24 protein-coding genes are annotated in these 26,045 nt (G+C 60.3%); 19 read left to right on the top strand and 5 right to left on the bottom strand.

The window, feature by feature from the left end:
- Positions 1 to 166: 166 nt before the first annotated feature.
- On the bottom strand, positions 167 to 1,186 hold the full coding sequence (locus EQV96_RS09600) for an alpha/beta hydrolase (protein ID WP_095026557.1): 1,020 nt from the start codon (positions 1,184 to 1,186) through the stop codon (positions 167 to 169).
- A gap of 62 nt (positions 1,187 to 1,248) precedes the next feature.
- On the opposite strand from EQV96_RS09600, the gene EQV96_RS09605 reads away from it, so the two are divergent.
- Positions 1,249 to 1,428, top strand: a complete 180-nt coding sequence (locus EQV96_RS09605) for a hypothetical protein (protein WP_143518471.1) — start codon at positions 1,249 to 1,251, stop codon at positions 1,426 to 1,428.
- Between the two features lie 37 nt (positions 1,429 to 1,465).
- On the opposite strand, the gene EQV96_RS09610 is transcribed toward EQV96_RS09605, so the two are convergent.
- Positions 1,466 to 2,704, bottom strand: a complete 1,239-nt coding sequence (locus EQV96_RS09610) for an acyl-CoA dehydrogenase family protein (protein ID WP_138738467.1) — start codon at positions 2,702 to 2,704, stop codon at positions 1,466 to 1,468.
- A gap of 313 nt (positions 2,705 to 3,017) precedes the next feature.
- Between EQV96_RS09610 and EQV96_RS09615 the strand changes: the two genes are divergently transcribed.
- From EQV96_RS09615 to EQV96_RS09625, 3 genes are all read left to right on the top strand, one after another.
- Entirely contained in the window at positions 3,018 to 3,941 is a 924-nt protein-coding gene (locus tag EQV96_RS09615; protein WP_218722837.1) for an ABC transporter substrate-binding protein, read from the top strand.
- 17 nt (positions 3,942 to 3,958) lie between these two features.
- Positions 3,959 to 5,278 carry an LLM class flavin-dependent oxidoreductase gene (locus tag EQV96_RS09620; protein WP_240881880.1) on the top strand — a complete coding sequence of 440 codons (1,320 nt, stop codon included), beginning with the start codon at positions 3,959 to 3,961 and terminating at the stop codon, positions 5,276 to 5,278.
- Positions 5,279 to 5,541: 263 nt separating this feature from the next.
- Positions 5,542 to 5,691: a hypothetical protein gene (locus EQV96_RS09625; RefSeq protein ID WP_165484563.1), complete on the top strand. Its 150-nt coding sequence runs from the start codon at positions 5,542 to 5,544 to the stop codon at positions 5,689 to 5,691.
- A 32-nt stretch (positions 5,692 to 5,723) separates the two neighbouring features.
- Here the strand turns inward: EQV96_RS09625 and EQV96_RS09630 are convergent, their stop codons facing one another.
- Entirely contained in the window at positions 5,724 to 6,389 is a 666-nt protein-coding gene (locus tag EQV96_RS09630; RefSeq protein WP_138738465.1) for a response regulator, read from the bottom strand.
- Positions 6,390 to 6,392: 3 nt separating this feature from the next.
- The gene (locus EQV96_RS09635) at positions 6,393 to 7,778 is read right to left on the bottom strand and encodes an ATP-binding protein (protein ID WP_095001749.1); all 1,386 of its coding nucleotides are present in this window, start codon (positions 7,776 to 7,778) and stop codon (positions 6,393 to 6,395) included.
- A 138-nt stretch (positions 7,779 to 7,916) separates the two neighbouring features.
- Between EQV96_RS09635 and EQV96_RS09640 the strand changes: the two genes are divergently transcribed.
- From EQV96_RS09640 to EQV96_RS09655, 4 genes are read left to right on the top strand one after another with little or no spacing between them, the layout of a single operon-like run.
- Positions 7,917 to 9,113: an efflux RND transporter periplasmic adaptor subunit gene (locus EQV96_RS09640; protein WP_095032092.1), complete on the top strand. Its 1,197-nt coding sequence runs from the start codon at positions 7,917 to 7,919 to the stop codon at positions 9,111 to 9,113.
- A 2-nt stretch (positions 9,114 to 9,115) separates the two neighbouring features.
- Positions 9,116 to 12,250, top strand: coding sequence for an efflux RND transporter permease subunit (locus EQV96_RS09645; RefSeq protein WP_095038669.1), 3,135 nt, complete (start codon positions 9,116 to 9,118; stop codon positions 12,248 to 12,250).
- Positions 12,247 to 13,620 carry an efflux transporter outer membrane subunit gene (locus EQV96_RS09650; protein ID WP_240881882.1) on the top strand — a complete coding sequence of 458 codons (1,374 nt, stop codon included), beginning with the start codon at positions 12,247 to 12,249 and terminating at the stop codon, positions 13,618 to 13,620. Before EQV96_RS09645 ends, EQV96_RS09650 begins: the two co-directional genes overlap by 4 nt.
- Positions 13,621 to 13,661: 41 nt before the next feature.
- Positions 13,662 to 15,413, top strand: a complete 1,752-nt coding sequence (locus EQV96_RS09655) for a tannase/feruloyl esterase family alpha/beta hydrolase (RefSeq protein ID WP_240881884.1) — start codon at positions 13,662 to 13,664, stop codon at positions 15,411 to 15,413.
- Positions 15,414 to 15,418: 5 nt separating this feature from the next.
- Here EQV96_RS09655 and EQV96_RS09660 read toward each other — a convergent pair whose 3' ends face one another.
- On the bottom strand, positions 15,419 to 16,279 hold the full coding sequence (locus EQV96_RS09660; RefSeq protein WP_095001744.1) for a response regulator transcription factor: 861 nt from the start codon (positions 16,277 to 16,279) through the stop codon (positions 15,419 to 15,421).
- Between the two features lie 241 nt (positions 16,280 to 16,520).
- Between EQV96_RS09660 and EQV96_RS09665 the strand changes: the two genes are divergently transcribed.
- The 11 genes from EQV96_RS09665 (at position 16,521) to EQV96_RS09715 (ending at position 26,024) form a co-directional block, all read left to right on the top strand.
- Positions 16,521 to 16,712 carry a Flp family type IVb pilin gene (locus EQV96_RS09665; protein ID WP_095001743.1) on the top strand — a complete coding sequence of 64 codons (192 nt, stop codon included), beginning with the start codon at positions 16,521 to 16,523 and terminating at the stop codon, positions 16,710 to 16,712.
- Positions 16,713 to 17,129: 417 nt separating this feature from the next.
- Positions 17,130 to 17,321, top strand: a complete 192-nt coding sequence (locus EQV96_RS09670) for a type IVb pilin, Flp family (protein WP_016782274.1) — start codon at positions 17,130 to 17,132, stop codon at positions 17,319 to 17,321.
- Positions 17,322 to 17,349: 28 nt separating this feature from the next.
- Positions 17,350 to 17,868, top strand: a complete 519-nt coding sequence (locus tag EQV96_RS09675; RefSeq protein ID WP_240881894.1) for a prepilin peptidase — start codon at positions 17,350 to 17,352, stop codon at positions 17,866 to 17,868.
- Between the two features lie 14 nt (positions 17,869 to 17,882).
- Positions 17,883 to 19,205: an AAA family ATPase gene (locus EQV96_RS09680; RefSeq protein ID WP_095001741.1), complete on the top strand. Its 1,323-nt coding sequence runs from the start codon at positions 17,883 to 17,885 to the stop codon at positions 19,203 to 19,205.
- Between the two features lie 12 nt (positions 19,206 to 19,217).
- Positions 19,218 to 20,024 (top strand): Flp pilus assembly protein CpaB, encoded by an 807-nt coding sequence (cpaB, locus tag EQV96_RS09685; RefSeq protein ID WP_095020918.1) that lies wholly within the window; start codon positions 19,218 to 19,220, stop codon positions 20,022 to 20,024.
- A gap of 43 nt (positions 20,025 to 20,067) precedes the next feature.
- Positions 20,068 to 21,405 carry a TadE/TadG family type IV pilus assembly protein gene (locus tag EQV96_RS09690; RefSeq protein ID WP_240881896.1) on the top strand — a complete coding sequence of 446 codons (1,338 nt, stop codon included), beginning with the start codon at positions 20,068 to 20,070 and terminating at the stop codon, positions 21,403 to 21,405.
- Between the two features lie 8 nt (positions 21,406 to 21,413).
- Positions 21,414 to 21,884 (top strand): TadE/TadG family type IV pilus assembly protein, encoded by a 471-nt coding sequence (locus EQV96_RS09695; RefSeq protein ID WP_095001738.1) that lies wholly within the window; start codon positions 21,414 to 21,416, stop codon positions 21,882 to 21,884.
- On the top strand, positions 21,884 to 22,387 hold the full coding sequence (locus EQV96_RS09700) for a TadE family protein (protein ID WP_095001737.1): 504 nt from the start codon (positions 21,884 to 21,886) through the stop codon (positions 22,385 to 22,387). The genes EQV96_RS09695 and EQV96_RS09700 overlap by 1 nt, the downstream gene beginning before the upstream one ends.
- Complete coding sequence (locus EQV96_RS09705) at positions 22,381 to 23,598, top strand: AAA family ATPase (RefSeq protein ID WP_240881904.1); 1,218 nt, start codon at positions 22,381 to 22,383, stop codon at positions 23,596 to 23,598. The genes EQV96_RS09700 and EQV96_RS09705 overlap by 7 nt, the downstream gene beginning before the upstream one ends.
- Positions 23,599 to 23,601: 3 nt before the next feature.
- Complete coding sequence (locus EQV96_RS09710; RefSeq protein WP_095001735.1) at positions 23,602 to 25,041, top strand: CpaF family protein; 1,440 nt, start codon at positions 23,602 to 23,604, stop codon at positions 25,039 to 25,041.
- Positions 25,038 to 26,024, top strand: coding sequence for a type II secretion system F family protein (locus EQV96_RS09715; RefSeq protein ID WP_095001734.1), 987 nt, complete (start codon positions 25,038 to 25,040; stop codon positions 26,022 to 26,024). The genes EQV96_RS09710 and EQV96_RS09715 overlap by 4 nt, the downstream gene beginning before the upstream one ends.
- Positions 26,025 to 26,045 lie beyond the last annotated feature (21 nt).

The following is a 26,045-nucleotide window of genomic DNA, read 5'->3' on the forward strand; positions in this document are numbered from 1 at the left end:
TCCCTTGTGCTGAATTGACGTGACAGGCAGTCATGTTCTGCGGGGGAGCGGCTCTGGACAATTAACAATTTGTTTATGGGTTATAAAAGCCCGACTGATCGAGACGGACTTTTGGTGAGCGCTGATGGGGTTGGTTGCCCGCTCATGCCATTGCCAGCATTCAGCGTTACTGCAAATGTGCCTTGAGTTCTTGCGAGGCTTGCAACATGGCAGAGCGCACTGCAGGCACCTGGCTGACCACGTTCAAAAGACCAAAGTCGTGAATCATGCCGTTATAGCGAACCGCAGTGACCGGTACTCCTGCCTGATCCAGCTTGCGGGCGTAGGCTTCGCCTTCGTCACGCAGTACATCGGCACTGGCGGTTTGTACCAGTGCAGGTGGCAGCCCCTTCAACTGATCCACCGATGCGCGAAGTGGCGAGGCGTAGAGGTCGGCACGTTGCTTGGGGTCGGTGGTGTAGTTGTCCCAGAACCACTTCATCATGTTGCGGGTGAGAAAGTGGCCCTCGGCAAATTGCTTGTAGGATCCGGTATCAAAGTTGGCATCAGTCACTGGCCATAGCAGCACCTGGTATTTGATCGCCGGTGTGCCTTTGTCTTTGGCCATCAGGCTGACCACAGCGGCCATATTGCCGCCCACGCTGTTGCCTGCAACGGCCAGGCGTTTGCCGTCTACATTGATTTCGCTGCCGTGCTCGGCCACCCACTGGGTTGCCGCGTAGGCCTGGTTGATGGCTGTCGGGTACCTGGCTTCGGGGGAGGGGGTGTAGTCAACATACACCGCCACTGCCCCGGAACCCGCGACCAGGTCGCGTATCAGGCGCTCGTGGGTCGGGTAGTCTCCCAGCACCCAGCCGCCACCGTGGAAGTACATGAACACGGGCAAGATGCCTTTCACGCCTGCCGGGCGCACGATGGTCAGGTTGATATCCTGACCCTCGACGGAAATGGTCTTTTGGCTGATATCGGCTTTGGGCAGAGTCAGCTCTACCCCCGACTGGGCACTCGCCAGCACCGCACGCGCATTTTCAGGCGAGAGCTTCTCGATGGGTGTGCCGCCACTGGAATTCAATGCATTAAGGAAGTTCCGGGTGTTGTGTTCAATACCGGTGTCAGTTGCTGCGAACGCGCTGCCTATAGATACAGCGAGGATTGACCCCGCCAGGATTTTAACAAGAGTGCTCATGTTTTTATCTTCATCGCAGTGGGTTGAGCGTACACGTACGGGTGTACATCGCAATTGCCTAAATGGGCGACGAAGTTATGCTCAAGCTGGCTGAAAGCGTCAACTTCCAGACTGTTAGAGGATTTGTAGTCGGAAAAACCAGCGGCTCATTCTGTATTTGTTTTTCACGACAGTTGTTTGATGAGCGTTTACAAGTTGCCCGGGTTTTATCTGGCGAGCGCAAGCCAACTCATTACCGTTAAGGGTGGCAATGAGCTGAAAGCCGCGCCTGCGCAATAATCAGCCCTTGGCCACCCCCACCCGCCACTGCGAAGGGGGCACCAGGCCGTTGACCAGGTAGTTGCCGACAATGCGTGACTTGTAGACCCGGGGGTTGTGGTTGGCCAGGGTGCGGGCGTTGCGCCACAGGCGGTCCAGCGCCTTGTTGCTGGCGGTGGCACTGGCGCCCAGGGCATCGAACAGCGCCGTAGTCGCGGCCAGGGTGGCGTCTACCACGGGGTTGACCGCCAGGCACACTTCCAGTTCGGCCAGTGCCACCTGCGGGTCTTCATGGGTCAGCGGCTGCTCACTGGCAATGGTGTATTGCGCGGTGCTTTCCAGGCGCTGCGCCGCGTACCGGGCAATGGCCTGTGCTGCATAGGCCTGGCTGGCCACCTCGCCAATCACTTGCAGCAATTGCACGTCCTGCGCGGCGCTGTCGGCATTGCCCGTAGAGAAGGTTCTGGAGCGGCTGTGCAGTTCGTCGGCACCACTCAAGGCGGCGCGGCGGGCGATGCCGGCCAGGGTGCTCAGGTGGTAGATCTGGAAGAATGATTGGCCATAGGCAAAACGCTGGTCGGTGGCGCGGGGTTCATCGTTCACTCGCACGTTGTCGAAGATGCAGGTGCCGCTGGCAGTCAGGCGCTGACCAAAGCCGTTCCAGTCATCAATGATTTGTACGCCGGGGGCCTTGAGATCGACCACTACGCTGTACAACGTGCCATCGTCACCGGTGCCGATGGTGTTGATCAGGTCACTGTAAAGGGCGCCGGTGGTGTAGAACTTTTTCCCGCTGATACGCAGCGAGCCGTCTTCAGCCCGGTGGATGCGGGTTTCGAATTCGCCACGGGTCTGCGTGCCCACCTCGGTACTGCCCGGCGACAGTAAAACGCCCTGGCTGAGTGTGTCCAGCCAGCGGGCCTGCCAGTCGAGATTTTTCGAGACCAGCACTTCTTCGCAGAACCCAAAATGCCCGCGCAAGGCCTGGGTGATGTTGGAGTCGGCTGCGGACAATTCAGTCAACAGGGCGAGCAACTCAACCAGCGTGGCGTCCTGACCGCCATAGCTGGTCGGCAGACGCCAGCGCGGCAAGCCCAGGGCGTTCAGTTGCTGGATCACCTTGCCCAGGTGGCTGCGCGAACCATCAGCTTCGGCGGCTTGTGCGCCGATTTGGGCAAACAGCGGGCGAAAGGGAGCGGCCAGTTGTTCGTAACGGGCGCTTGGGGCGCTGCCCCAGATATCAAGTTGTGGATTAGGCATGCAGTCTGACCTTGCCGGGCCTGCGCTCAAAGGCGCGCTGGCGCTGAAATGAGTGAAGTAAATACGGTTAGGCCCAGTGGTCTGGTGAAGCCACCCTAATACTAGATTGGTCAAATGCTTAATACCAAAAACAGCTAACCAAATACCCGGACAGGGTTCTATGGATATGCCTTAAAAGTATTGGTTGCTTATGTCTTTATTGCGCTAGCTTCTAAAAACGCCACGCTTGGCGACTCAAAAAGCCTCTTTTCTCAAAGCCAGACTGCATGCCTACAGATGGTTGATTCAGCTGTTAACTCTGTAGGAATCCTTAATGACAACACGTCAAAAATTGCTCGGCCTGTTGGGTCTGGCCTCTCTGGTGCTGCATGGCACTCCCGCCTGCGCCGCTACCCCGCAGACCCTGGTGGTGGGCGATCAGTTCTTCTCCAACCGCATTGTTCTCGAACTCTCGGGTGAGCTTAAAGATTTGCCCTATACCATCGATTTCAAGCGCTTCAATACCGGTTCGCCGGTAGCCTCGGCCGTCGCCAGCGGCGCCCTGGATATTGGCGTGGTAGGCGATACCCCGGTGATCAGCCTGGCGGCCAACGGTGCCCCGGTCAAAGTCGTGGCCAGCACCCAGACCAGCCTTAACGGTGTCGGCATTGTGGCCCGCCCGGGCATCCATTCGGTGGCTGACCTCAAAGGCAAGACCGTGGCGATCTGGAACGGCTCCTGGAGTCAGCAGATGATGTTCAAGGCCCTGGATGAAGCAGGCGTGCCACGTGACAGCGTGAACTACAAGTTCCTGTTGCCGGCGGAAGCCAGCATGGCCTTGAGCCAGGGCGATATCGATGCCTTCGGCACGTGGGAACCCTATGTGTCGCTGCAGGAAAAAGAAGGCAGCACCCTGATCCGCAACGCCAAGGGGCTGATGAGCGCACCGACTTATGTGGTTGCCTATGAGCCGGTGCTGGCGCAAAAGGGCGAGATCATCAAGGACTTTGTTGCGCGCCTGACCCGCGCCCGGGAGTGGAGCCAAAGCCATGTTGATGAATACGCTGCCGCCTGGTCCAAGGCCAACCAGTCCTCCCCGGAAATCGCCAAGGCCTGGTTCAAGCGTGACGCCATTATCGTGTTGCCGATCTCGCCCACCATTGTTAGCGAAGCCCAGGCCACTTCTGACTTTCTATACGACGCCAAACTGCTGAAAAAGCCGTACGACGTCACTCCCATGTTTGACCGCGCACTCTGACAACCAAGGAAAACCTTATGGCCAAGCAAATGGCACTGGCGGGGTTTATGCTTTCGGGCCCCGTGGTACATAGCCACGCGGTGTGGCGTCACCCGCAAACCCATAGCCACTTTCTCGACCCCGACTACTACATCGAAATCGCCAAGACCCTGGAAGAGGGTTGTTTTGACCTGTTGTTTTTCGCTGATCGCCTGGCGGTCGGCGATCAGGCCGGGCAATCCCGGGCGCGTTCCTTCGAGTTGGGTGCGCAGGATGCGGCGCGGCTCGATCCGCTACCGATTCTCAGCTTGCTGGCCGGTCACACCAAGCATATTGGCCTGAGGCTGACACGCTCTACCACCTACTACCAACCGCCCCATGTGGCGCGGGCCATCGCCTCCCTGGACCATATCTCCAGAGGTCGCAGCGCCTGGAATATCGTGACCTCGATGAACGACAGCGAAGCGCGTCTGTTCGGCCATGCCCAGCACCTGGCCCACGATCAGCGCTACGCCCGCGCCGATGAGTTTGTCGAACTGGTGCTCAAACTGTGGAACAGCTGGCAGCCGGATGCGCTGGTGCTGGACAAGGTGCGCGGCATCCTCGCCGACCCGAGCAAGATCGATGCCTTCAAGCACAGCGGCACCTACTTCGACTGCGAAGGCCCGCTCAATATTCCGCGAGTGCCACAGGGCCAGCCGGTGCTGATCCAGGCCGGAGCCTCGGGGCGGGGTCGCCAGTTTGGTTCACGCTGGGCTGAAGTGATTTTCAGCATCAACAGCCGGGTAGAGCGCATGCTCGAATTCCGCCAGGATATCCACCAGCAAATGCGCGCCATTGGCCGCAACCCGGATGACTGCAAAATCCTCACGGCGGTCATGCCATTTATTGGCGGCACTGAAGCTGAAGCGATCAAAAAGCGCGATGAGCACAATGCATTGGCCAACCCTGAACTGGGGGTTATCACCCTGTCGACCCAGTCCAATTTCGACTTTGCCCAATTCCCGCTGGACACCCGCCTGCTGGATATCGCCCGGCACTCGGCCACCCCCGACGTGATTGCGCAAAAACTGCGTCTGGAACGTGACATCACCCTTGGCGAGTACGGTGCGATCATGGCCGCCAGTATCCGCGTGCCGCAATTGGCGGGGACCGCAGAGAGCGTGGCGCAGCAATTGATCGACTGGCTGGAGTTGGGTGCCTGTGACGGTTATGTGGTGTCGCCTGCCTATCTGCCCGGCACTTTCACCGAGTTCACCGAATCGGTGGTGCCGATCCTGCAACGCCGCGGTTACCTGCGCAGCGCCTATGAACACCCGACCTTGCGTGGGCATCTGGGGTTGAAAAGTTTCAATTGAAACCGGAGTGCGAGGGGGGCAATCCTGAACCCCTCGCCAATGACGGATTGCTCGATAGCCCCTGAGGCCGGTTCCTTTACAGAATATTCAATGGGTAGCTGACAATCACCCGATGCTCGTCGCAGCCTCGCTCCGCTCGACAGCGGCTACAGGTGCTTGGCAGTTGTGCAAGGACTGTAAAGTTGGGTAAATCTTGGCTTCGAGCCTTGCTCGCACTGGTATAAGGGCGGCGTTTTTTCCCTGTTGAAAATGAGCGTTCGGTCATGAAATTGAAGTCTGTTGTTAAAGCGATGGTTGTAGCGGTGGCGGTATCGGCCTTGTCGGGCTGCTGGATGTTTATGCCGCCAGGCGGCGGTGGCGGGGGCGGTGGTGGCGGTCATGGTGGCGGTGGTCAGCACGGTGGTCAGCGCTGACCGGGTGAGTCGCTTTATTGTGGGCGCTGGCATTACAACTCCAGCTTGTAGCCCACGCCATACAACGACTGGATCGGGTCGTGCCCGGGGCTGGCCTGGGCCAGTTTGCGCCGCAGGTTGCGGATATGGCTGTCCACCGTGCGGTCAGTGACCACGCGATGGTCGGAGTAGAGTTTGTCCAGCAACTGGTCGCGGGAAAATACCCGCCCCGGGGCGCGGGCGAAGGTGTTGAGCAGGCGCAGTTCAACCGGGGTCAGGTCCAGCGCCACGCCATCGAACGAGGCGCGATACTGCGCTTCGTCGATCTGCAGGCGGGCCCGGGCCACCTGCTCGAACTGCGGGCTGCGGCGCAGGATGGCCTTGACCCGGGCCACCACTTCACGCGGGCTGAACGGCTTGCAGATATAGTCGTCAGCGCCCAGATCCAGCCCCAGCAGGCGGTCCACTTCTTCTACCCGAGCGGTGATCATGATGACCGGGATTGCGCTGAAATCCCGCAGCTCCTTGCAGATTTCCAGGCCGTCGCGACCGGGCAGCATCAGGTCCAGCAGGATTAGCCGTGGCGCATGGCTGCGTACCCACGGCACCACGTCCAGGCCGTTGTCCAGGCAATGCACGGCGTAACCGGCGAGGGTCAGGTAGTCATGCATCAATGCGGCCAGTTTAGGCTCATCTTCAACGATCAGAATCGTGTCCATGCTTTACACCTTGCGTGGCAAGCGCAGGCTCAGCCAGAGGCCGCCCAGGGGTGAGTGGTCGGCCGTGAGGCTGCCGCCGTGGGCCAGTACGATGCTGTGACAGATCGCCAGTCCCAGGCCGGCGCCACCACTGGCGCGATTGCGCGAAGCTTCGCCGCGGTAGAAGCGCTCGAACAGCCGCGGCAGTTGCTGCGGGTCGACGCCGGGGCCGGAGTCCATAAAGCTGACCAGTATGTGCTCATCTTCAATGGAGGCGCTGATCAGCAGCATGCCGCCGGCATCGGTGTAGCGCACGGCGTTTTCCAGCAGGTTGCCGAACAGCTGTTGCAGGCGCTTGGCATCGGCTTCCAGCAGCAGGGCGCAGGATGGCAGGCGCAGCTCAACCCGCAGGCCGGCCGCATTGCAGCGTTCCTGATACATGGCCACCGAGGTCTGCAGCAGGTCGTTGAGGTCGCATTGGCTTTTGCGGTAGGTCAGGGCACCGACATCGGCCAGTGACAGCTCATACAGGTCGTCCACCAGTTTGCTGAGCATGCCGACTTCGCCTTGCAGTGACTTCATCGAACTGTGGTCGAGGGTGCGTACACCGTCCTCGATGGCCTCCAGTTCCCCGCGCAGGATCGACAACGGCGTGCGCAGTTCGTGGGAGACATCGGCCATAAATTCGCGGCGCATTTTTTCGTTGCGCTCAAGGGTGTAGGCCAGTTGATTGAAGTCGCGGGCCAACTGGCCGACTTCGTCATTGGACGATACGGCTACCCGGTTGCTGTATTCCCCGGTGGCCAGTTTGTGGGTGGCCGCAGCCACGCGCTTGACCGGGTCGAGCAGGGTGCGGGCGATCCACCAGGCAATCAGCATGGCCAGCAGCAGCGAGAGCACGCCCATGCCCAGACTGGTTTGCAACTGGTATTGCTGGAAACGCTCGCCACCGGCCTCGGTCACGCTCTGGAACGGGGTCACGGCCAGCCAGCCGACGGTTTTGCCATTGACTTCAATTGGCCGCAGCAGAGCATCGTCGCCGATGGAGGGGTAGCCGGTGACGCGCTTTTTATCCTGGTCGAGCAGGGCAATGCGAAACAGCGCGCCGGTCAGGTCCGAGGGCAACGGGTTTTTAAGGTCGCCGCGTTTGGGTTCATCCCCTGCGTCTGGCCGCATAAGTTGAAACCAGCGCTCTGGATTGTGTCGCAAAAAATCCCAACTGCCTTCGCGCTGCCAGGCGCTAACCATACGCGGCTGCACGGATTCCATGCGCTCCAGCGCCTGTTCATTGAGGTAGCCGAGAAAGCCCCGGGTGAAACTCCAGCTGGTGGCCAGGCCCATGCTCAGAATCACGAACAGCACGCTGGCCAGGACGGCGATAAACAGCTTGGTGGAGATACTCAGTTTCATCGGCTCGGCTTACTGGCGAAATGGCCTGCTCATTTAGGCCCTGCGCCGGGGAAGATTCAAGGCTTGCGGGCAATCTTCAATTTTCCTGCACATTTGCCTCGCACCATGACATCAGCCAACTGTCTTGTAGAGGCCGCCATGTCGATCAAACTGTTTACCAAATCCCTGGTAACCGCCGCTGTTATTGTGTCTTTGCTGGTTCTCGTTGTGTTGAGCGGATGCTCGGCCGGTGATTCCGCGCCCGTTGCCGAAAAACCCAAGGTTTCGGTGCTCACTGTGCAACCGCAGCGTCAGGCATTGACCACCGAGCTGGCCGGTCGCACCCAGGCATTTATGGTTGCGCAGATCCGTCCTCAGGTCAGCGGCATTGTGCAGCAGCGCCTGTTCGTCGAAGGGGCCGAGGTCAAGGCCGGCGAGGCGCTGTATCAAATTGATGCGGCGCCATACAAGGCCGCCTTTGCCCAGATGCAGGCCACCGCCGCCAAGGCCCGCGCCACCGTCAAATCGGCTCAGGCCACGGCCCGGCGCGACGCGCAACTGGCGAAAATAGACGCCATCAGCCAGCAAGATAATGAAGACGCGCAGGTCAGCCTGCAAACCGCCGAAGCCGATCTGCAAGTGGCCTTGGCCGACGTCGAAACCGCGCGCATCAATCTGGCTTACACGCGCATCAGTTCGCCGCTCAGTGGCCGCATCGAAACCTCCACCGTGACCCCCGGCGCCTTGGTGGTGGCCAGCCAGGACACCGCGCTGACCACCGTGCAGCAACTGGACCCGATCTATGTCGACGTCACCCAGTCGACCAGCGAGTTGCTGCGCCTGAAACGCGACCTGGCCAGCGGCACCCTGCAAAACAATGGTCAGGGCGAAACCCCGGTGTTGCTCAAACTCGATGACGGCAGCACCTACAACCACGCCGGCAGCCTCAAGTTCAGTGGCGTCACCGTCACTGAAGGCACCGGCACCGTGACCCTGCGCGCTGTCTTCCCCAACCCCGATCACCTGTTATTGCCGGGTATGTATGTACGCGCCGTGCTGGATCAGGCCACCGACGACAGGGCGATTTTGATCCCGCAAAAAGCCGTCACCCGCAGCGCCAGCGGCGTGACCTCGGTGCTGGTGGTGGTCGAGGGCAAGGTCGAACAGCGCGTGCTGACCATTGACCGTGCCGTGGGCAATCAATGGTGGGTCACCTCCGGGTTGAATGCCGGTGATCAGGTGATTGTCGAGGGCGGGCAGAAAGTCCGGGTGGGCAACGAGGTATTGGCACAAAACAGCGAAACCCGTGCGCTGCCAACCCGTGCCGCACCCACTGCAATTGCCAAGGAGGGTTGAGCATGGCGCGTTTCTTTATTGATCGGCCGATTTTTGCCTGGGTGATTGCCATTGTGATCATGCTCGCGGGCGCGCTGTCGATCACCCAATTGCCCCTTGAACAGTACCCGGACATTGCACCGCCCACCGTGAAAATCGCCGCCACCTACACCGGCGCATCGGCCAAAACGGTCGAGGACTCGGTGACACAGGTGATCGAGCAGCAAATGACCGGTATCGACAAGCTGACCTATATGTCGGCCTCCAGCAGTTCGGCGGGCAGCGCCAGTATCAACCTCACCTTTGAGGCCGGCACGGATCCCGACGTGGCGCAGATGCAGGTGCAAAACAAGCTCCAGCAAGTGGAATCGCGCCTGCCCAGCTCGGTGCAGAGCGAAGGCCTGACCGTGACCAAGGGCGGCTCGGATTTCTTGATGATTGCCGCGCTGGCCTCGGATAACCCGAGCGTGACCGGCACGCAGATTGGCGATTACATCTCCAGCACCTTGCTCGACTCCATCAGCCGCATCGACGGCGTCGGTGAAGTCAAAGCCATGGGCTCGGGCTACGCCATGCGCATCTGGCTGGACCCGGCGCTGCTGCAAAAATATTCCCTTATGCCTTCTGACGTGACCACCGCCCTGGAGGCGCAAAACACCGAAGTGTCGGCCGGGCAATTGGGCGCCTTGCCCGCCGTGGCCAGCCAGCAACTCAATGCCACCATCACCGCGCGCAGCAAGCTGCAAACCGCCGAAGAATTTCGCAATGTGGTGGTCAAGTCCAACAGCGCCGGTGCCGTGGTGTTGCTCGGCGAAGTGGCCACGGTGGAGCTGGGCAGTGACAGCTATGACGTCAACTCGGCCCTTAATGGCAAACCGTCCGCCGCCATGGGCGTGCAACTGGCCACCGGCGCCAATGCGCTGGAAGTCGGTGAGGCGGTCAAGGCCAAGCTCGCCGAACTGGAACCGTACTACCCGAGCGAAATGCAGCTCAAAAACGTGATCGCCTACGACACCACGCCGTTTGTCAGCCTGTCCATCGAAGAAGTGGTCAAGTCCCTGGGCGAGGCCATCGTGCTGGTGGTGCTGATCATGTTCCTGTTCCTGCAGAATTTTCGCGCCACGCTGATCCCCGCCATCACCGTGCCGGTGGTGCTGCTGGGCACCTTTGGCGTGCTGGCGATGTTTGGTTACTCGATCAACACCCTGACCATGTTTGCCATGGTATTGGCCATTGGCTTGCTAGTGGATGACGCCATTGTGGTGGTGGAAAACGTCGAGCGGGTGATGAGCGAGAAGGGCCTGTCGCCGCTGGAGGCAACGCGCCAGTCGATGGATGAAATCACCAGCGCCTTGATCGGCATCGCCCTGGTGCTGAGCGCGGTGTTTATCCCCATGGCGTTTTTCAGCGGTTCAACCGGGATTATCTACCGCCAGTTTTCGGTGACGATTGTGTCGGCGATGGTGCTCTCGGTGCTGGTGGCCATGACCCTGACACCTGCCCTGTGTGCGACCTTGCTCAAGCCGGTTGACCCAAACGGGCACGGCCCGCAGACCGGCTTCTTCGGCTGGTTCAATCGCACCTTTGAACGCGGCGCCCAGGCGTATCAACGGGTAGTCGGCAAGATTTTGCAGCGCAGTGGCCGCAGCCTGATGGTGTACGTGTTGGTGGTTGCCGCGATGGCGGTGGGTTACACCAAACTGCCCACCTCGTTCCTGCCCGATGAAGATCAGGGCATCCTCATGGCGCAGATGCAATTGCCGGTAGGCGCCACCGATGACCGCACCCAGGCGGTGCTCAAACAGTTCGAGAGCTACATCCTGCAACAGCCGGAAGTCGAGGCCATGATCAGCATTTCCGGCATGGGCATGGGTGGCAATAGCCAGAACTCGGCGCGGGCGTTTATCCGTCTCAAGGACTGGAGCGAGCGTACCGGCGCCGGGCAGGATTCAGCGTCGATCGCGCAGCGCGCCACGCAGGCGCTGTCGAGCATCGGCGATGCCGATGTGTTTGTCATGCAGCCGCCAGCCGTGCGCGGATTGGGGCAAAGCTCGGGGTTTGATTTGCAACTCAAGGACGTCGCCGGGCTGGGCCATGAAGCGCTGGTGGCGGCGCGTGAGCAACTGATCGAGCTGGCCAGACAGGACCCGCGCCTGCAAGGCGTACGCAGCAACGGTCTGGACGACACGCCGCAGCTCAAGGTGACGATTGATGACCGCAAAGCCGGGGCGCTGAGCCTGACCACCAGCGATATCAACACCACGTTATCCACGGCGTTGGGCGGCAGTTACGTCAATGACTTCCTCAATCAGGGCCGGGTGAAAAAGGTCTATGTGCAGGGGCAGGCGTCGTCGCGGATGCAGGCTGACGACCTTGATCACTGGTTTGTGCGCAACAGCAATGACGAAATGGTGCCGTTCTCCTCGTTCGCCAGCAGCTCATGGACCTCGGGTTCGCCGCTGCTGGAGCGCTATAACGGCAGTTCATCGCTGGAAGTGGTGGGTGATCCGGCACCGGGCGTGAGTTCCGGGGTGGCGATGGACGCTGTGGAGTCGATCATCAAGCAACTGCCCGAAGGCATCAGCTACGAATGGACGGGACAGTCCTATCAACTGCGTCTGTCCGGCTCGCAAGCGCCGTTGCTGTATGCGATTTCGGTGCTGTTTGTGTTCCTGTGCCTGGCGGCGCTGTACGAGAGCTGGTCGGTGCCGTTTTCGGTGATGCTGGTGGTGCCATTGGGCGTGGTGGGCGCAGTGCTCGCCACCCGCTTCAGCGGCTTGAGCAATGACGTGTACTTCCAGGTGGGGCTGTTGACCACCGTGGGGCTGGCGGCGAAAAACGCCATTCTGATCGTCGAGTTCGCCAAGCACCTGCAAGAGCAGGGCAACAGTTTGATCGACGCCACGCTGATCGCGGTACGGCAACGTCTGCGGCCGATTTTGATGACCTCGCTGGCCTTTATGTTTGGCGTGTTGCCGCTGGCCATTAGTTCCGGTGCAGGTTCGGCCGGGCGTCAAGCCATCGGCACCGGCGTGCTGGGCGGCATGTTCAGCGCCACGGTGCTGGGAATCTTCTTTGTGCCGCTGTTCTTCGTGTTGATTCGCCGCCGTTTCAGCCGCGTGTCGACCCCCACCACTGACCGTACAGGTGAAGCATGAGTCGCTCTCGTTGGCCGCTGCTGGCCGTTTTCGCACTGCTGGGCGGCTGCATCAATCTGGCGCCTGAGTACGAGCGCCCGCAAGCCCCGGTGGCCGAACAATGGCTGCCGGGCACCGCTACGCCCAAAGGGCAGGTGGCGGCGGACATTCAATGGCAGCAGTTTTTCACCGACCCGCGTCTGGCGCAGTTGCAGACCCTGGCCTTGGCCAATAACCGCGACCTGCGGGTGGCCAGCCTGAATATCGAAAAAGCGCAGGCGCAATACCGTATTCAGCGTGCCGCCTCGTTTCCGGGGATCGACGCCAGCGTCAGTGGCAGTTCCAGTCGGGCCAACAGCAGCACCAGCCACAGCTACAGTGCCGAACTGGGGTTGAGCAGCTACGAAGTGGACGTGTTCGGGCGAGTCAAAAACCTTCAGGACGAAGCGCTGCAATCCTATCTGGCGCTGACCGAAACCCGCCGCAGCACTCAGATCAGCATGGTCGCCGAAGTGGGCACCGCGTGGCTGACGTTGGCGGCGGACAACGAGCGCCTGAAATTGGCACAAGAGACGCTGACCAGCCAGCATTCCACCTACGAACTGACCCAGCGCAGCCATGGTTTGGGTGGTTCATCGGGGCTGGCGGTCTCTGAGGCGCAAACCACCGTGGAATCGGCGCGGGTCGAAGTGGCCGAATACGCCAGTCAGGTGCTGCAAGATCAGAATGCGCTGCGCCTGTTGGTGGGCAGCGACATCCCGGCCAACCTGCTGCCGGGCGACAGCCTGGAATCGGCGGCGATGCTGGTGCAAGTGCCAGCCGAGTTGCCGTCCACCTTGTTGCAGCGTCGCCCGGACGTACTGGCCGCTGAACATAGCTTGATGTCCGCCAACATCGACATTGGCGCGGCGCGGGCGGCGTTCTTCCCCAGCATCACCCTGACCGCCGGTGCCGGGTCAGCCAGCACCAGCCTGTCGAGCCTGTTCAAGGCCGGCAGCGGCGCGTGGAGCTTTGCGCCGAGTATCAGCCTGCCGATCTTCGACGCCGGCAGTAATCGGGCTACGCTGGACTCAGCCAAAGTGGAGCGCGAGATACAGGCGCAGACCTACCAGCTGACTTTGCAGACTGCGTTCAAGGAAGTGGCCGATGCACTGGCGGTGCGCAGCACCCTGGACCAGCGCCTGAGCGCCCAGCAAGCGCTGACCGAGGCCAGTCGCAAAAGCTACGAGTTGTCGGATGCACTGTACCGCAGTGGTTCGCAAAGCTTTCTTGAAGCACTGGTTTCCCAGCGTTCGCTGTACAGCGCCGAACAAGACCTGATCACCCTGCGACTGGCCGAACAAAGCAACCGCGTGACGTTATACAAAGTGCTGGGCGGTGGCTGGAACTGAGCGCAGGTTTACCCCGGATTTTTCATTGAAAAGGAGCTGTCATGATCGCCCTCCAAACCCTGCGCCGGCTATTTCTCGGCAGCACAGTGCTTCTCCTGCAACTGCCGAACCTGGCCCAGGCCGAAACGCCCATCGCCGCGCTGCCCGTGGTCAAACCCGCCATCAGCTGCGCGGCCCTGACCCGGGTTGATCTGCAGGCAATCGGCGGCAAGGGTAGCCAGGTGGTGTCGGCCAGCGAAACCACCAGCAATGGGGTTACCGCCTGTGAAGTGCAAGGCACGCTGGCGCCGAGCATCGGTTTCAAGGTCATGCTGCCAACCCACACCTGGACCCAGCGTTATCTGCAAGTGGGTTGCGGCGGCCTGTGCGGGCGGATTTCATTGCAGGTGGGCGCGGCCGAAGGCTGTGCCCCCCTGAGCAGCGGCGGCTTTGTGCTGGCAGCTACCGATATGGGTCACGAGGGCATGGACAACAGTTGGGGCAACGATGCACAAAAACGTGCTGATTTCGCCCATCGCGGCGTCCACCTGACGGCACTGGCCGCCAAGCAACTGATTGGCGCCTATTATGGCCAGCAACCTGCGTACGCTTATTTTACCGGCTGCTCCGATGGCGGGCGCGAAGCCCTGATCGAAGCCCAGCGCTATCCCGACGATTTCAACGGCATCATTGCCGGGGCGCCGGCATTGAATTTTCTGGTGCAGAATTCGATTTATCATGCCTGGCAGGCCCGCGCCAATCAGGACGGGGAGGGCAAGGCGATTCTTGTCGCCTCGCGCCTGCCGATCCTGCACAAGGCTGTGCTGCAGCAGTGCGACGCGCTGGACGGGCAGGTCGATGGTCTGATCAGCGACCCCCGGGCTTGCCGTTTTGATCCTGCAACTGTGCAGTGCAAAGCCTCTGCGACGGATACTTCGGACTGCCTGAGCGCCAGGGAGGTGGAGGCGGCCCGAAGCCTTTATGACGGCCCGCGTGACCCGGCTACCGGTGAACGCCTGACCATTGCCGGGCCACAGCCGGGTTCCGAACTGGCCTGGGCCGGGGTGTTTGTGCCGGACAGCGTCGATCAGCCGATCAACAGTGAAAAGATGGCCCTGGATGTCTTGCGCAATCTGGCCTTCGAGCGCAATCCGGGAGCAGATTACAGCCTGGCGGACGTGAAGTTTGATCGCAGCACCCTGGATCAATTGCGCGCCCTGCACCCACTGTATGACGCCACCAACCCGGATCTGTCGGCATTCGCAGACCGCGGCGGCAAGCTGATCCTGTGGCACGGTTGGGCCGATCAGCATATCTCGCCACTGAACACCATCGCCTACCACCAGGCGGTGCAGGTGCAGATGGGCAAGTCGAAGGCCGAGTCCTTCGAGCGGCTTTATCTGCTGCCAGGGGTTTACCACTGTGGTGGCGGTGAAGGCCCGAGCCTGCTGGACCTGCTGACACCCATGATGTCATGGGTCGAAAAGGGTCAGGCCCCCGCTGCCATTGTGACCTTGCAGGCCAGCAGCAAACAGGCCGCTGCCAGCGAGTTTGGCGCACCGACCAATCTGCCGGGCCGGGCTGCTGCGGACCAAAAACCGTCAATGATGGCGCCCCGGTCTGTCGCCCAGGACCCTGCCAACGACGGGCGTACACGCCTGGTGTTTCCGTACCCGGATGTGGCGGTGTATGACGGCAAGGGCGATGTTAAATCGGCCGACAGTTATGTGCGCAGCCCAAACGCGGTGGATGAAAAAACCCCGCAGTGGCTGGGCTCGGACTTTTTCACGCCCTATGCACCGCTGCAACGCTGAGGTCTTCAGCCCTCGGCACTGCGCGCCAGGCTCTGGATGACCTGGGTGAGGATTTCATCCGATAATGGCACATCACTGCGTCGCGCCTGGCGATACTCGCTGGGGGTACTGCCCGCGTATTGCTTGAATGCGCGGGCGAAGTAGGAGGGGTCCTTGAAGCCGACTTCATAGCCGATACTGGTAATGGGCATCTGGCTGTTGTCGAGCAGGTCCTTGGCGCTGTCCATGCGCTTGCCCAGTATGTAGTCCATAAAGCCCAGCCCGTAGACTTCCTTGAACAGGCGGCTAAAGCGAAAGGTAGTCATCCCGCAGCGCTTGGCCAGGTCTTTCTGGTCAATGCTTTCGCAGTAATGCTGATCGATGTACTGCAGCACATTGTGCAGTGCGTTGTGCTTTTGATGGTCGGTGGTCAGGCGGATGCTGTCGGGCAGAGCAGGACCATGTTCGATCGGCAATGCCTTGTTGTTCCCGGCGGCGCTTCTCAATGTACACAGTTGCTCAAGGGCGTTGAGGTAACGGTTGATCTCGGCCGCACTCAAGGGCAGCACCACGTATTCCCAGACTCGCGAACGCATGGCCCAGATCGCAAGCTCTTCGGAGTGCTGCACGGTAAACATGGTGATCGGGATAGAGGGCGACTTGAGTTTGATTTCCTGCAACAGGCTGAGCCCCGCCAGGTCGGGGCAGTCAAAATGCATGCAGATCATGTCTGGCACTGGTTCGCGGTGTTTGTTGGCCCAGGCCCGGGGGGTGTCCAGCAGGCAGTGGCAGGCGGAACGAAAGGGCAGCATGAGGGCTTCAGTGGATTGATTGCGGGTAAGGTCGAACCATAGGAGATGAGGTTGTTTGACAGCTTCAGATTTCATTCACCTAATCCTTTCTTGTGCAGAGCGCTGTCGGGTTGATAGGTCGAATCAATATGTACGCGCACTTTCAAGTTGGTTTTTAATTGGATCCGATCAGGGTGTTTGCCTATCTAATTAGTGCAAAAAAATCCTGCTGTTCGACAATAAACTCCTAACCGCTCCTTCCACCGATGGCTAGCCTTCAATCAGGCGGTGCATTTAGTAATCGCTTTGGGCAAGCCACTCGAGTGAGGTGAACAAAATGAACTTGCAAACCATTAAAACTTCCGTCCAGGCCTTTATTAAGGATGAGAACGGCCTGACCATTGTTGAATACGCCGTGGCCGGTGGCTTGATAACCCTGGGGGCGGTTGCGGCATTCGTCACCCTGGGTGGCAACGTCAAGGACGCCATTACCAGCCTGGGGTGTGCGGTCAAGGGTACTACCTGCTGATGCACGGGCAATGATCACTGGGGCATGGCTCCTTTGCAGTTGCTGGCTGCCGGTTTGCAGCGCCAATGATACCAACCCGTACATAAGTATCGCTGTTGCTGTGAGGTTGTGAAGATTAAATCCTGCTATGAAACCCCCGGCTTAGTCTGTTGCGCTATACGTCCCCTCTAGCCCAGCACCCTTAAGCCGGTTTTTTTGTGCCTGATTAGTTGTAGTACGGATTGCATATAAAGAGTCTGTTAGTGGCAGTTACCTGCTCTTGAATAGGTGGGGTTTAACTGTTTCTGGGTAATGTCAATAAAGTCCTAGCAGTCAGCAAAAATCTCCTAACCCTCAAATAACCCTCTGGCTAAGATCCAATCAAGCAGCGCAAATAGCCCTGCTTCTTGATATCAAACATTGAGTGAGGTGGACGAAATGAGCCTGCAATCAATCAAGACTTCCGTAGTGAAGTTTATCAACGACGAAGATGGCCTGACCATTGTGGAATATGCAGTGGCAGGCGGGCTGATAACACTGGGCGCTGTCGCCGCGTTTATCACCCTGGGCGGCAATGTGAAAACAGCAATCACCAGTCTGGGATGTGCTGTCAAGGGCACTGTCTGCTAACACGATGTCTCCTGTTGAGGGTGCAGCCATGAGCGAGTTACTGATTGCTCCTGTCGTATTGCTTTTAGGGCTGCTGGGAGTTGCGGTGGTGAGCGATCTTCGCAGTCACCGCATTCCCAACCTTCTTGTTTTGCTGGGGCTGGTACTGGGTCTGGTCGGCCAGACCTGGGCCGCAGGCTTTATCGGGTTGGGGCATTCACTGCTGGGCATGCTGATCGGTTTCGGAATTTTCCTGCCCATGTACGCCGTTGGCGGGATGGCCGCCGGGGACGTCAAGTTAATGGCCATGGCCGGCGCATTTTTAACCCCCCATGACGCCCTCTGGGCTGCGTTTTTCAGCCTGATTGCAGGTGGGGTATGCGGGTTATTGATCATCCTGGTGCAGGGCCAGGCCCTGCAAACCCTGGGCCGCTACTGGTTGATGCTCAGGGCACGCGCCTACTTCCCCCCCCACGCTGCTGAAGTGGCCGGCAAACCTTTCCCTTATTCGGTCGCCGTTTTGCTCGGCACCTTGGCCAGCGTCTTTTGGCTGACCTTGGGCCACTAGTTCAGGAGAACACCATGTACGCCATCAGCAGCAACCGTGTTTCTCTCGATGAGCGCGAAGCGGTACAACTACTGGCTCCACAACCACGGACCATCCTTGAAACCGGATTGGCAGACAATTTTCTCGGTGATCTGGTGTGCAAGCATTTATACGATGCGGGTGTGCTGGACATGGTGCAGCTGGTGGCGCGACTGGCGCTTACCGGTGCGGTAATGGAAGAAATCCTCACGTTCCTGCGCAAGGACCGTCGCGTCGAAGTACTGGGCCAGGCAGGGGGGCAGGCCATGCGCTACGGCTTGACCGAGCGCGGCCGCAACAGTGCCCGCGATGCCCTGGCCCGCAGTGGCTACATAGGTGCAGCGCCTTACCCGGTGAGTGCCTACCGCTCGCTGCTGAAGTTGCAGACCATTCACCACGGGCGTATCAGCGCCCATGACATGCACCACTGTTTCGGTTCGATGGTGCTGGCGCAAAGCATGCTCGATCAACTGGGTGTTGCCTTGAATTCCGGGCGCGCCATCATGATTTACGGGCCTGCGGGTACCGGCAAGACCTATGTCAGCAGTCGGCTGATCCGCTTGTTTGCCGAAGCGATCTGGGTGCCTCATGCCATCGCCATCAATGAATCGGTGATCGAGATCTTTGACCCTCAGGTACACAAGCGCCTGGGCGATGACGAACATCAAAACGGCTTGATGCTCAACGAGGGCATAGACCGCCGCTTGCTGTGCTGCGAACGGCCGATCGTGATCACCGGTGGTGAGTTGACGATGGAACAACTGGATGTGCGTTATGACCCTTATGCCCGTCAGTACCAGGCACCGTTGCAACTCAAGGCCAGTAACGGCCTGCTGATCATCGACGATCTGGGGCGTCAGCGCATGACCCCGGGCGAGTTGTTGAACCGCTGGATTGTGCCCATGGAAGAGAGGCGAGATTTCCTCAACCTGGGGGGCGGGCGCCACTGCGAACTGCCGTTTGACCTGATCCTGGTGTTCTCCACCAACCTCAATCCGCTGGAGCTGGCTGACGAAGCATTTTTGCGGCGCATTGGCTACAAGCTGCAATTTGGCTACCTCAAGCCTGGCGAATACGAACGCATCTGGATTCAAGAGACGCAGCGCCTGGGTATCCCCTATGACCCGCTGTTGCTCAGTTTCGTGCTGCACGACCTGTATGGCGCCGAAAACATGCCCCTGGTGCCATGTCATCCCCGGGATCTGTTGAATATGGCGTGCGATCGCCAGCGTTATCTGGAGGGGGCGGGGCCACTGACTACTCAGGAGCTTGAGTGGGCGTGGCGCAACTATTTCGTCCAACTCGATTTTCTTGGCTAAGGAGTTACCGTCATGAACTCGCGCACGCTGACTTTGATTGTCCTGTCCGTGATCCTCGGGCTGGGGGCTACATGGATGGCCAATAACTGGCTCACGGCACGGCTGAACACCAGCCCTGACGATAACCAGCAAAACGTGGTGATTGCCACGGTGGAAATCGCTTTCGGGCAGATGATCGAGCCCCAGCAAGTGACGGTGGTGCGCATGCCCAGGGATGCAGCCCCCGAAGACGCCTTCGACACCACTGAAAAAGTGGTCGGCAAGATCGCCACCTTCTCCCTGCTGCGCGGCGACATTCTGCGGGGGGCACGGTTGGCCGAGCATATGGGTGGCAGCACCCTGGCCTCGCTGATCGAACCCAGCAAACGGGCCATCTCGGTGCGGGTGGATGACGTGGTGGGCGTCGGCGGCTTCCTGCTGCCGGGTAATCGGGTCGACGTGCTGGCAACCCGGCAGGTTGGTAGCGAAGGTAATGCCGAGTCCAAGACCATTCTCCAGGACCTGCGGGTACTGGCTGTTGACCAGACCGCCAGCACTGACAAGACCCAACCGGTGGTGGTGCGTGCGGTAACCCTGGAGATGACCCCCGCCCAGGCCGAAGTGCTGGTCAAGGGCATGAGCGCTGGCAAGGTGCAACTGGCCTTGCGCAACCCGCTGGATAACAACAAGACACCCATTGCGGCTGAACCCGTTGCCATGGCGGCGCCGGTACTGCCGACCGTGATGGCCAAGCCGGTGGCTCGCCGTCGTGCACCGGCCAATGACGGTGGCGTGATTGTCATCCGCGGTGTCGCGGCCACGGTTGAAAAAGCGATGTAGAGGGCCGGGCAGCGGCAGCGCAACACTATCAAGGTGAACCATCATGAACGCGCGTATCCAACAGCCCCACACCGCGTTTCCCCGGCAACAGCGCGGCGCCATGCTGGTCCTGGTGGTGATTGCCATGGCTTCGCTCCTGTTGATGGGCGCCCTGGCCCTGGACGGCAGCCATATGCTGCTGAACAAGACCCGGTTGCAAAACGCCGTGGATGCGGCGGCGTTGAGCGGGGCCAAGACGCTCAGCATGGTAGTGGGGGCGACCGGCTCGGCCAGCCTGACGCAAACAGCGGCCCTCAATACCCTGAGCCTCAATGCCAATGCGACGGGCAACGAGGAATTGGGCAGGGCCATCACGGCCAACCCGTCAGGCTTTGCCTCGGTGGAACTGGCCACCAGTGTCTACGGGCCGTTTTCTTTCCCGGGGCCGACCAATGCGACCTTTGTTCGGGTCACGGTGAACAACTATCCCCTGAGCAGTTTTTTCTGGGGCGTATTCCAGGCGCTGGACAACGGTAACGCCACCGGCAAGGCCGTCGCGGCGGTGGCCACTGCCGGGCCCAGCCCGAGCAGCGGCCCCTGTGATCTGACGCCGCTGCTGGTGTGCGGCAACCCTGCGCAGAACAATCCGGCTGCGGGGATGTTCTGGGGTTTCACGTTCGGTGATCTGCAGGTACTGAAAACTGCCGCCAACAACAATTCGCCCATCGGTCCGGGCAATTTTCAGCTGCTGGATTTCGGTTCGGGCGGCAAGACGGTCAGGGAAGCGCTGGCGGGCGGGATCGACCAGTGCAATATCGTCGGTGCAACCGCCCAGACCAAGCCGGGCAACACCGTGGGCCCGGCCTCCCAGGGCCTCAATACGCGCTTTAACGAATACAAGGGTGGCCTCAGCGCTTCTGACTATCCGCCGGACCTGGTGGTAACCGTCAACCCCCAGTCGTTTACCTCTGCCGGCTTGCCTGCGCCGATTCTGTATGACGGCAATACGGTCACGTCCAGCAGCGGCAACCTGTCCACCAGCAGCGGTGCCCTGTACGACTACAACAACTGGAAGCAGGACGAGGCAGCTTGTGTGGGCGGCGGCGCCGGTTGCCAGGGCAATGGTGTATTTGAACGACGGATCCTGAAAATCGTGATCGGCGATTGCTCGGGCAAGAACGACGGAGCCTCGGCGATTCCGGTGCTGGGCTTTGGCTGCTATTTCGTGATGCAGCCAGCCGCTCAGCAGGGTAATGAAGCGCAAATTTTCGGCCAGTTCGTCAGCGTGTGCGAAGGCGACAACGTGCCGGGCCCCAACCCTGCGGCCAACGCCGGGCCACAGGTGATCCAGCTGTACAAAACCTATATCGACAACAACCAGACGCCGAGCACCGACTCCTAGGAGGTCTCATGAGACGCTGTGGATTCAGGTCGTCCCGCGCCCAGCGGGGCCTGGCGATGGTCGAACTGGCGCTGACCCTGCCGCTGCTGGTGTTGCTGATGCTGGCCTTCGCCGAGTTCGGCCGCATGCTGTTCCAGTACAACAGCCTGCAGCAGGCCAGCCGTGATGCCGGGCGTTATGTGGCCAGCCAGGCGTGGAACGCCACCCTGGGCACGCTGGACCTGAACGCGGCGCTGGTCACCAAGACCAAGAACGTTGCCGTTTATGGCCTGCCGGCCAACCCCAACGGTTACCCGGCGGCGGCACCGGGCCTGACCACCGGTGATGTCACGGTGAGTGCGGTGGGCACCAACCATGTACGGGTCAGCATTGCCTACACCTTTGTCCCGGCGCTCGGCAGCGCCATTCCTGCGCTGTATGGCAGCAGCGTGCCACTGGGCCTGCTGTTGACTTCAACGGTCGTAATGAGGGCCTTGTGATGAACCGAAAACGCATGGGTGGCGTGTATATCGTCGAGTTCGCCATCACCGCTCTGGTGCTCTTCACCCTGCTGTTTGGCGCACTGGAAATGGGCCGGCTGTACTTCACCGTCAATGTGCTGAGCGAATCGGTGCGTCGCGGCGCGCGGCTGGCAGCGGTGTGCAATATCCAGGACCCGGTCATCCTGCGTCGTGCCATGTTCAACACGGCGGGCAATGCCGGGCCAAGCAGCCTGATCGCCAGCCTGACCAGTGCCAATCTGAACCTGATCTATCTGGACGCCAACGGTGCAGTGGTCTCCAGCCCCAATGATCTGGTGGGGGCCGGCGGTTTTGCCGCCATTCGTTATGTGCAACTGCAGGTGACCAACTTCAGTTTCAATCTGTTGATCCCCGGCTTCAGGGGGGTCTTCATTCTGCCCACGTTCAGGTCGACCGTGCCTCGTGAGAGTCTTGGCCGTCAGCCTGATCCGGCGGTTACACCGGGGATTACGCCATGTTAAGTGTCCGAGAAGTGACGGCGGCTACGTCATCAGACCGCCAGGGAATACGCCTGTTGATCAGCGGCCGTGATGCCGCGGCCTTGAATCATCTCAAGGCCTTGAGCCAGGGCATAGCCCACTTGCAGGTGAGTACGCGGCTGGTGAGCAATGGCCACACTGACCCGCTCTACGGCCTGGAACAGCAGCCTGATTTTCTGCTGTTGCGCGTCAGTCATTTATGGCGCGAGGAACTGGCGGCGTTGTTGCAGCATCCGCTCAAGGAGCGTCCGCCACTGCTGGTGTGCGGGTCGCTGGATGAGCATGAAGGCATGCGTATGGCCATGCAGGCCGGGGCCCGTGACTTTTTGCCGGAGCCAGTGTCGGCCGAGGACTTGCAGTCGGCGCTGGAGCGCATGCAGCTGGAGCAGCACAGCGAGTATGGGAGCAAGGGCAAACTGGTGTCGGTGATGAATGCCAAGGGCGGTTCGGGTGCCTCGATGCTGGCTTGCAATCTGGCTCATCAATTAAGTGTGCAGGGCGGCAGAACCCTGCTGCTGGATCTGGACCTGCAATTCGGCAGCCTGGCTCACAGTCTGGATGTGTTGCCCACCCACAGCCATACCGATGTGCTGCAACAGATCGATACCCTGGACAGCGTGGCGCTGCGGGGTTTCTGCAGTCATTTCAGCCCCAGTCTGCATGTGCTGGGCGGCCGCACCGATGAGCTGTGCCTGTCCCAGGAAATTCGCCTGGAGCAACTGGACAGTTTGCTGAAACTGGCGCGCAGCACCTATGACTGGGTCGTGGTGGATTTGCCGCGGCATATTGATCACCTCACCGGCATCACCCTGGAACAGTCGGACCGGGTCTATATCGTGCTGCAGCAAAGCTTGAGCCATCTGCAGGACGCCAACCGCCTGGTGCGCATTCTGCGCGACGACCTGGGCGTGCAGGGCAATCGTCTGCATGTGGTGCTTAACCGCTTTGACAAGGCGTCGCCCTTTAAACCCAAGGACATCAGCGAAGCCTTGCGCTGCGCGGAACTGCAAAAGTTGCCCAATGACTATGCGGTGGTCAGTGAAAGCCAGAATACCGGGGTGCCCCTGGAGCTGCATGCTCCCCGTGCCAGCATCACCTTGAGCCTGCGTGAGCTGAGCCAGAGCCTGATCGGCATCGAGGCCACTGAAGCAGGTTTGCTCAAACGTACTTTCAGCCGTCTGTTCGGAGGATAAGCCATGCTCAGCGACTTTCGTAATCGTTTGCGTCAGCAAGCCGGCAAGCTGGCCTCCGCAGAAGTGGTGGCACTGCCTGTCGAGGGCGCCGATTGCACCAGTGTATTGATGGCCTGGGAAGCCAGCGTGCCGGATGTGGTGTATGAAACCCGCACCAAGCTCAGCTCCATGGAGGCCGAGTGGCGGGAGAAGATTTACCAGCAGTTGCTCAAGGTCATGGACCTGTCCTTGCTCGACACCCTGGAGCTGGCCGATGCAGGGCGCCAGATTCGCGAGATCAGTCAGCGCCTGCTGGATGAATACTCGGCACCGGTCAGTGCCAGCAGCCGTCAGTTGATTATCAAGCAGATTACCGACGAGGTGCTGGGCCTCGGGCCGCTGGAGCCGCTGCTGGGTGACAGCAGCGTATCGGACATTCTGGTCAATGGTTTTGACTCGGTGTACGTCGAGCGCTTCGGTAAATTGCAGAGAACCGATGTGCGCTTTCGCGACGATCATCATCTGCTCAATATCATCGACCGTATTGTCTCCAGCCTCGGGCGGCGTATCGATGAGTCCTCGCCCCTGGTGGATGCACGGCTCAAGGATGGGTCGCGGGTCAACGCGATCATCCCGCCGCTGGCCATCGACGGGCCGAGCATGTCGATCCGCCGCTTCGCCGTAGACCTGCTCAATACCCAGAGCCTGGTGCAGATGGGCACCCTGACCCCGGCCATTGCCCTGATGCTCAAGGCCATCGTGCGCGGGCGGCTCAATGTGCTGATCTCCGGCGGCACCGGCAGCGGCAAGACCACCATGCTCAATGTGCTCTCCAGCTTTATCCCGCACAACGAGCGCATCGTCACCATTGAAGACTCCGCCGAGCTGCAATTGCAGCAGCCCCATGTGGTGCGCCTGGAAACCCGGCCCTCGAATATCGAGGGGCGTGGCGAGGTGGGTCAGCGTGAACTGGTGCGCAACAGCCTGCGTATGCGCCCTGACCGGATCGTGATCGGTGAGGTGCGTGGCGCCGAGGCGCTGGATATGTTGACGGCCATGAACACCGGCCACGACGGGTCGCTGACCACTATTCACGCCAATACGGCCCGCGACGCGCTGGGGCGGATCGAAAACATGGTGTCGATGAGCGGCGCCACCTTTCCGATCAAGGCCATGCGTCAGCAAATTGCCTCGGCCATCGGCGTGGTCATCCAGCTGGAGCGTCAGGAGGATGGTACCCGGCGCCTGGTCAGCGTGCAGGAAATCAACGGCATGGAAGGCGACATCATTACCATGACCGAGATCTTCGCCTTTGTACGCAGCGGCATGGGCGAAAAAGGGGAAGTGCTGGGCGAGTTCCGCTCAACCGGCATGGTGCCGGCATTTCGTGATGTGCTGGCCAAACGGGGTATTGAGCTGCCGCTCAGCCTGTTCCGGCCGGAATGGATGGAGGGGCAGTCATGAATCAGGTTCCTGGCGAATTTATCCTGGCGTTCCTGGGCATGGTGTTCACTGCCATGTTCCTGCTCAGTCAGGGTTTGACCATTCCGGTGTTCGGTGAGGCCAACCAGGTGCGCAAGCGCATTCGCGGGCGCCTGAACCTGCTGGAGCGGGCGAGTAACCTGCCCAATATGCAGTCGATCCTGCGCCAGAAATACCTGCGGCGTCTGCCACCCCTTGAGGCCCGCCTTGAGCAGTTGCCGATGATGGAAACCCTGGCGCAGATGATCGAGCAGGCCGGCCATGAATACAGGGCCTACCGCGTGTTGCTGCTGGGGCTGGTGCTGGCTACGGCGGTGGGGCTGGTGCTGTGGTCGTTGTTGCAGCTGTGGTGGGTGGCGTTGCCAGCGGCGTTTGTCTGCTTCTGGCTACCCATCTGGAAGATTTCCCACGATCGCATCAAGCGTTTTGCCCAGTTTGAAGAGGGTTTGCCCGATGCGCTGGATGCCATGTGCCGGGCTTTGCGCGCCGGGCATCCGTTTAACGAAACCCTGCAACTGGTTGCCGAAGAGCATCACGGGCCGGTGGCTTACGAGTTCGGCCTGGCCTTTGCCGATATCAACTATGGCAATGATGTGCGCCGGGCCATGCTCGGCCTGCTGGAACGGGTGCCCAGCATGACGGTGATGATGCTGGTGACCACGGTGCTGATCCACCGCGAAACCGGCGGCAACCTGACCGAGGTGTTGACCCGCTTGAGCAGCCTGATCCGCGGGCGCTTTCGCTTCCATCGCAAGGTCAAGACGCTCTCGGCTGAAGGGCGGATGTCCGGCTGGATTCTGGTGTCGATGCCCTTTGTGCTGGCGTTGGCCATCCTGATTTCCAGCCCGACTTATATGCCCCTGCTGTTCAAGGAGCCCATGGGCCAGAAGCTGATCATGGGGGCTTTTGTGGCCATGATCATCGGGATTTTCTGGATTCGCAAAATCATCCGGATTCAGGTTTGAACACGGCTCGCCCTGGAGGGT

It is taken from the genome of Pseudomonas sp. TMW22080 (genome assembly GCF_022496745.1).
GTDB lineage: Bacteria > Pseudomonadota > Gammaproteobacteria > Pseudomonadales > Pseudomonadaceae > Aquipseudomonas > Aquipseudomonas bubulae.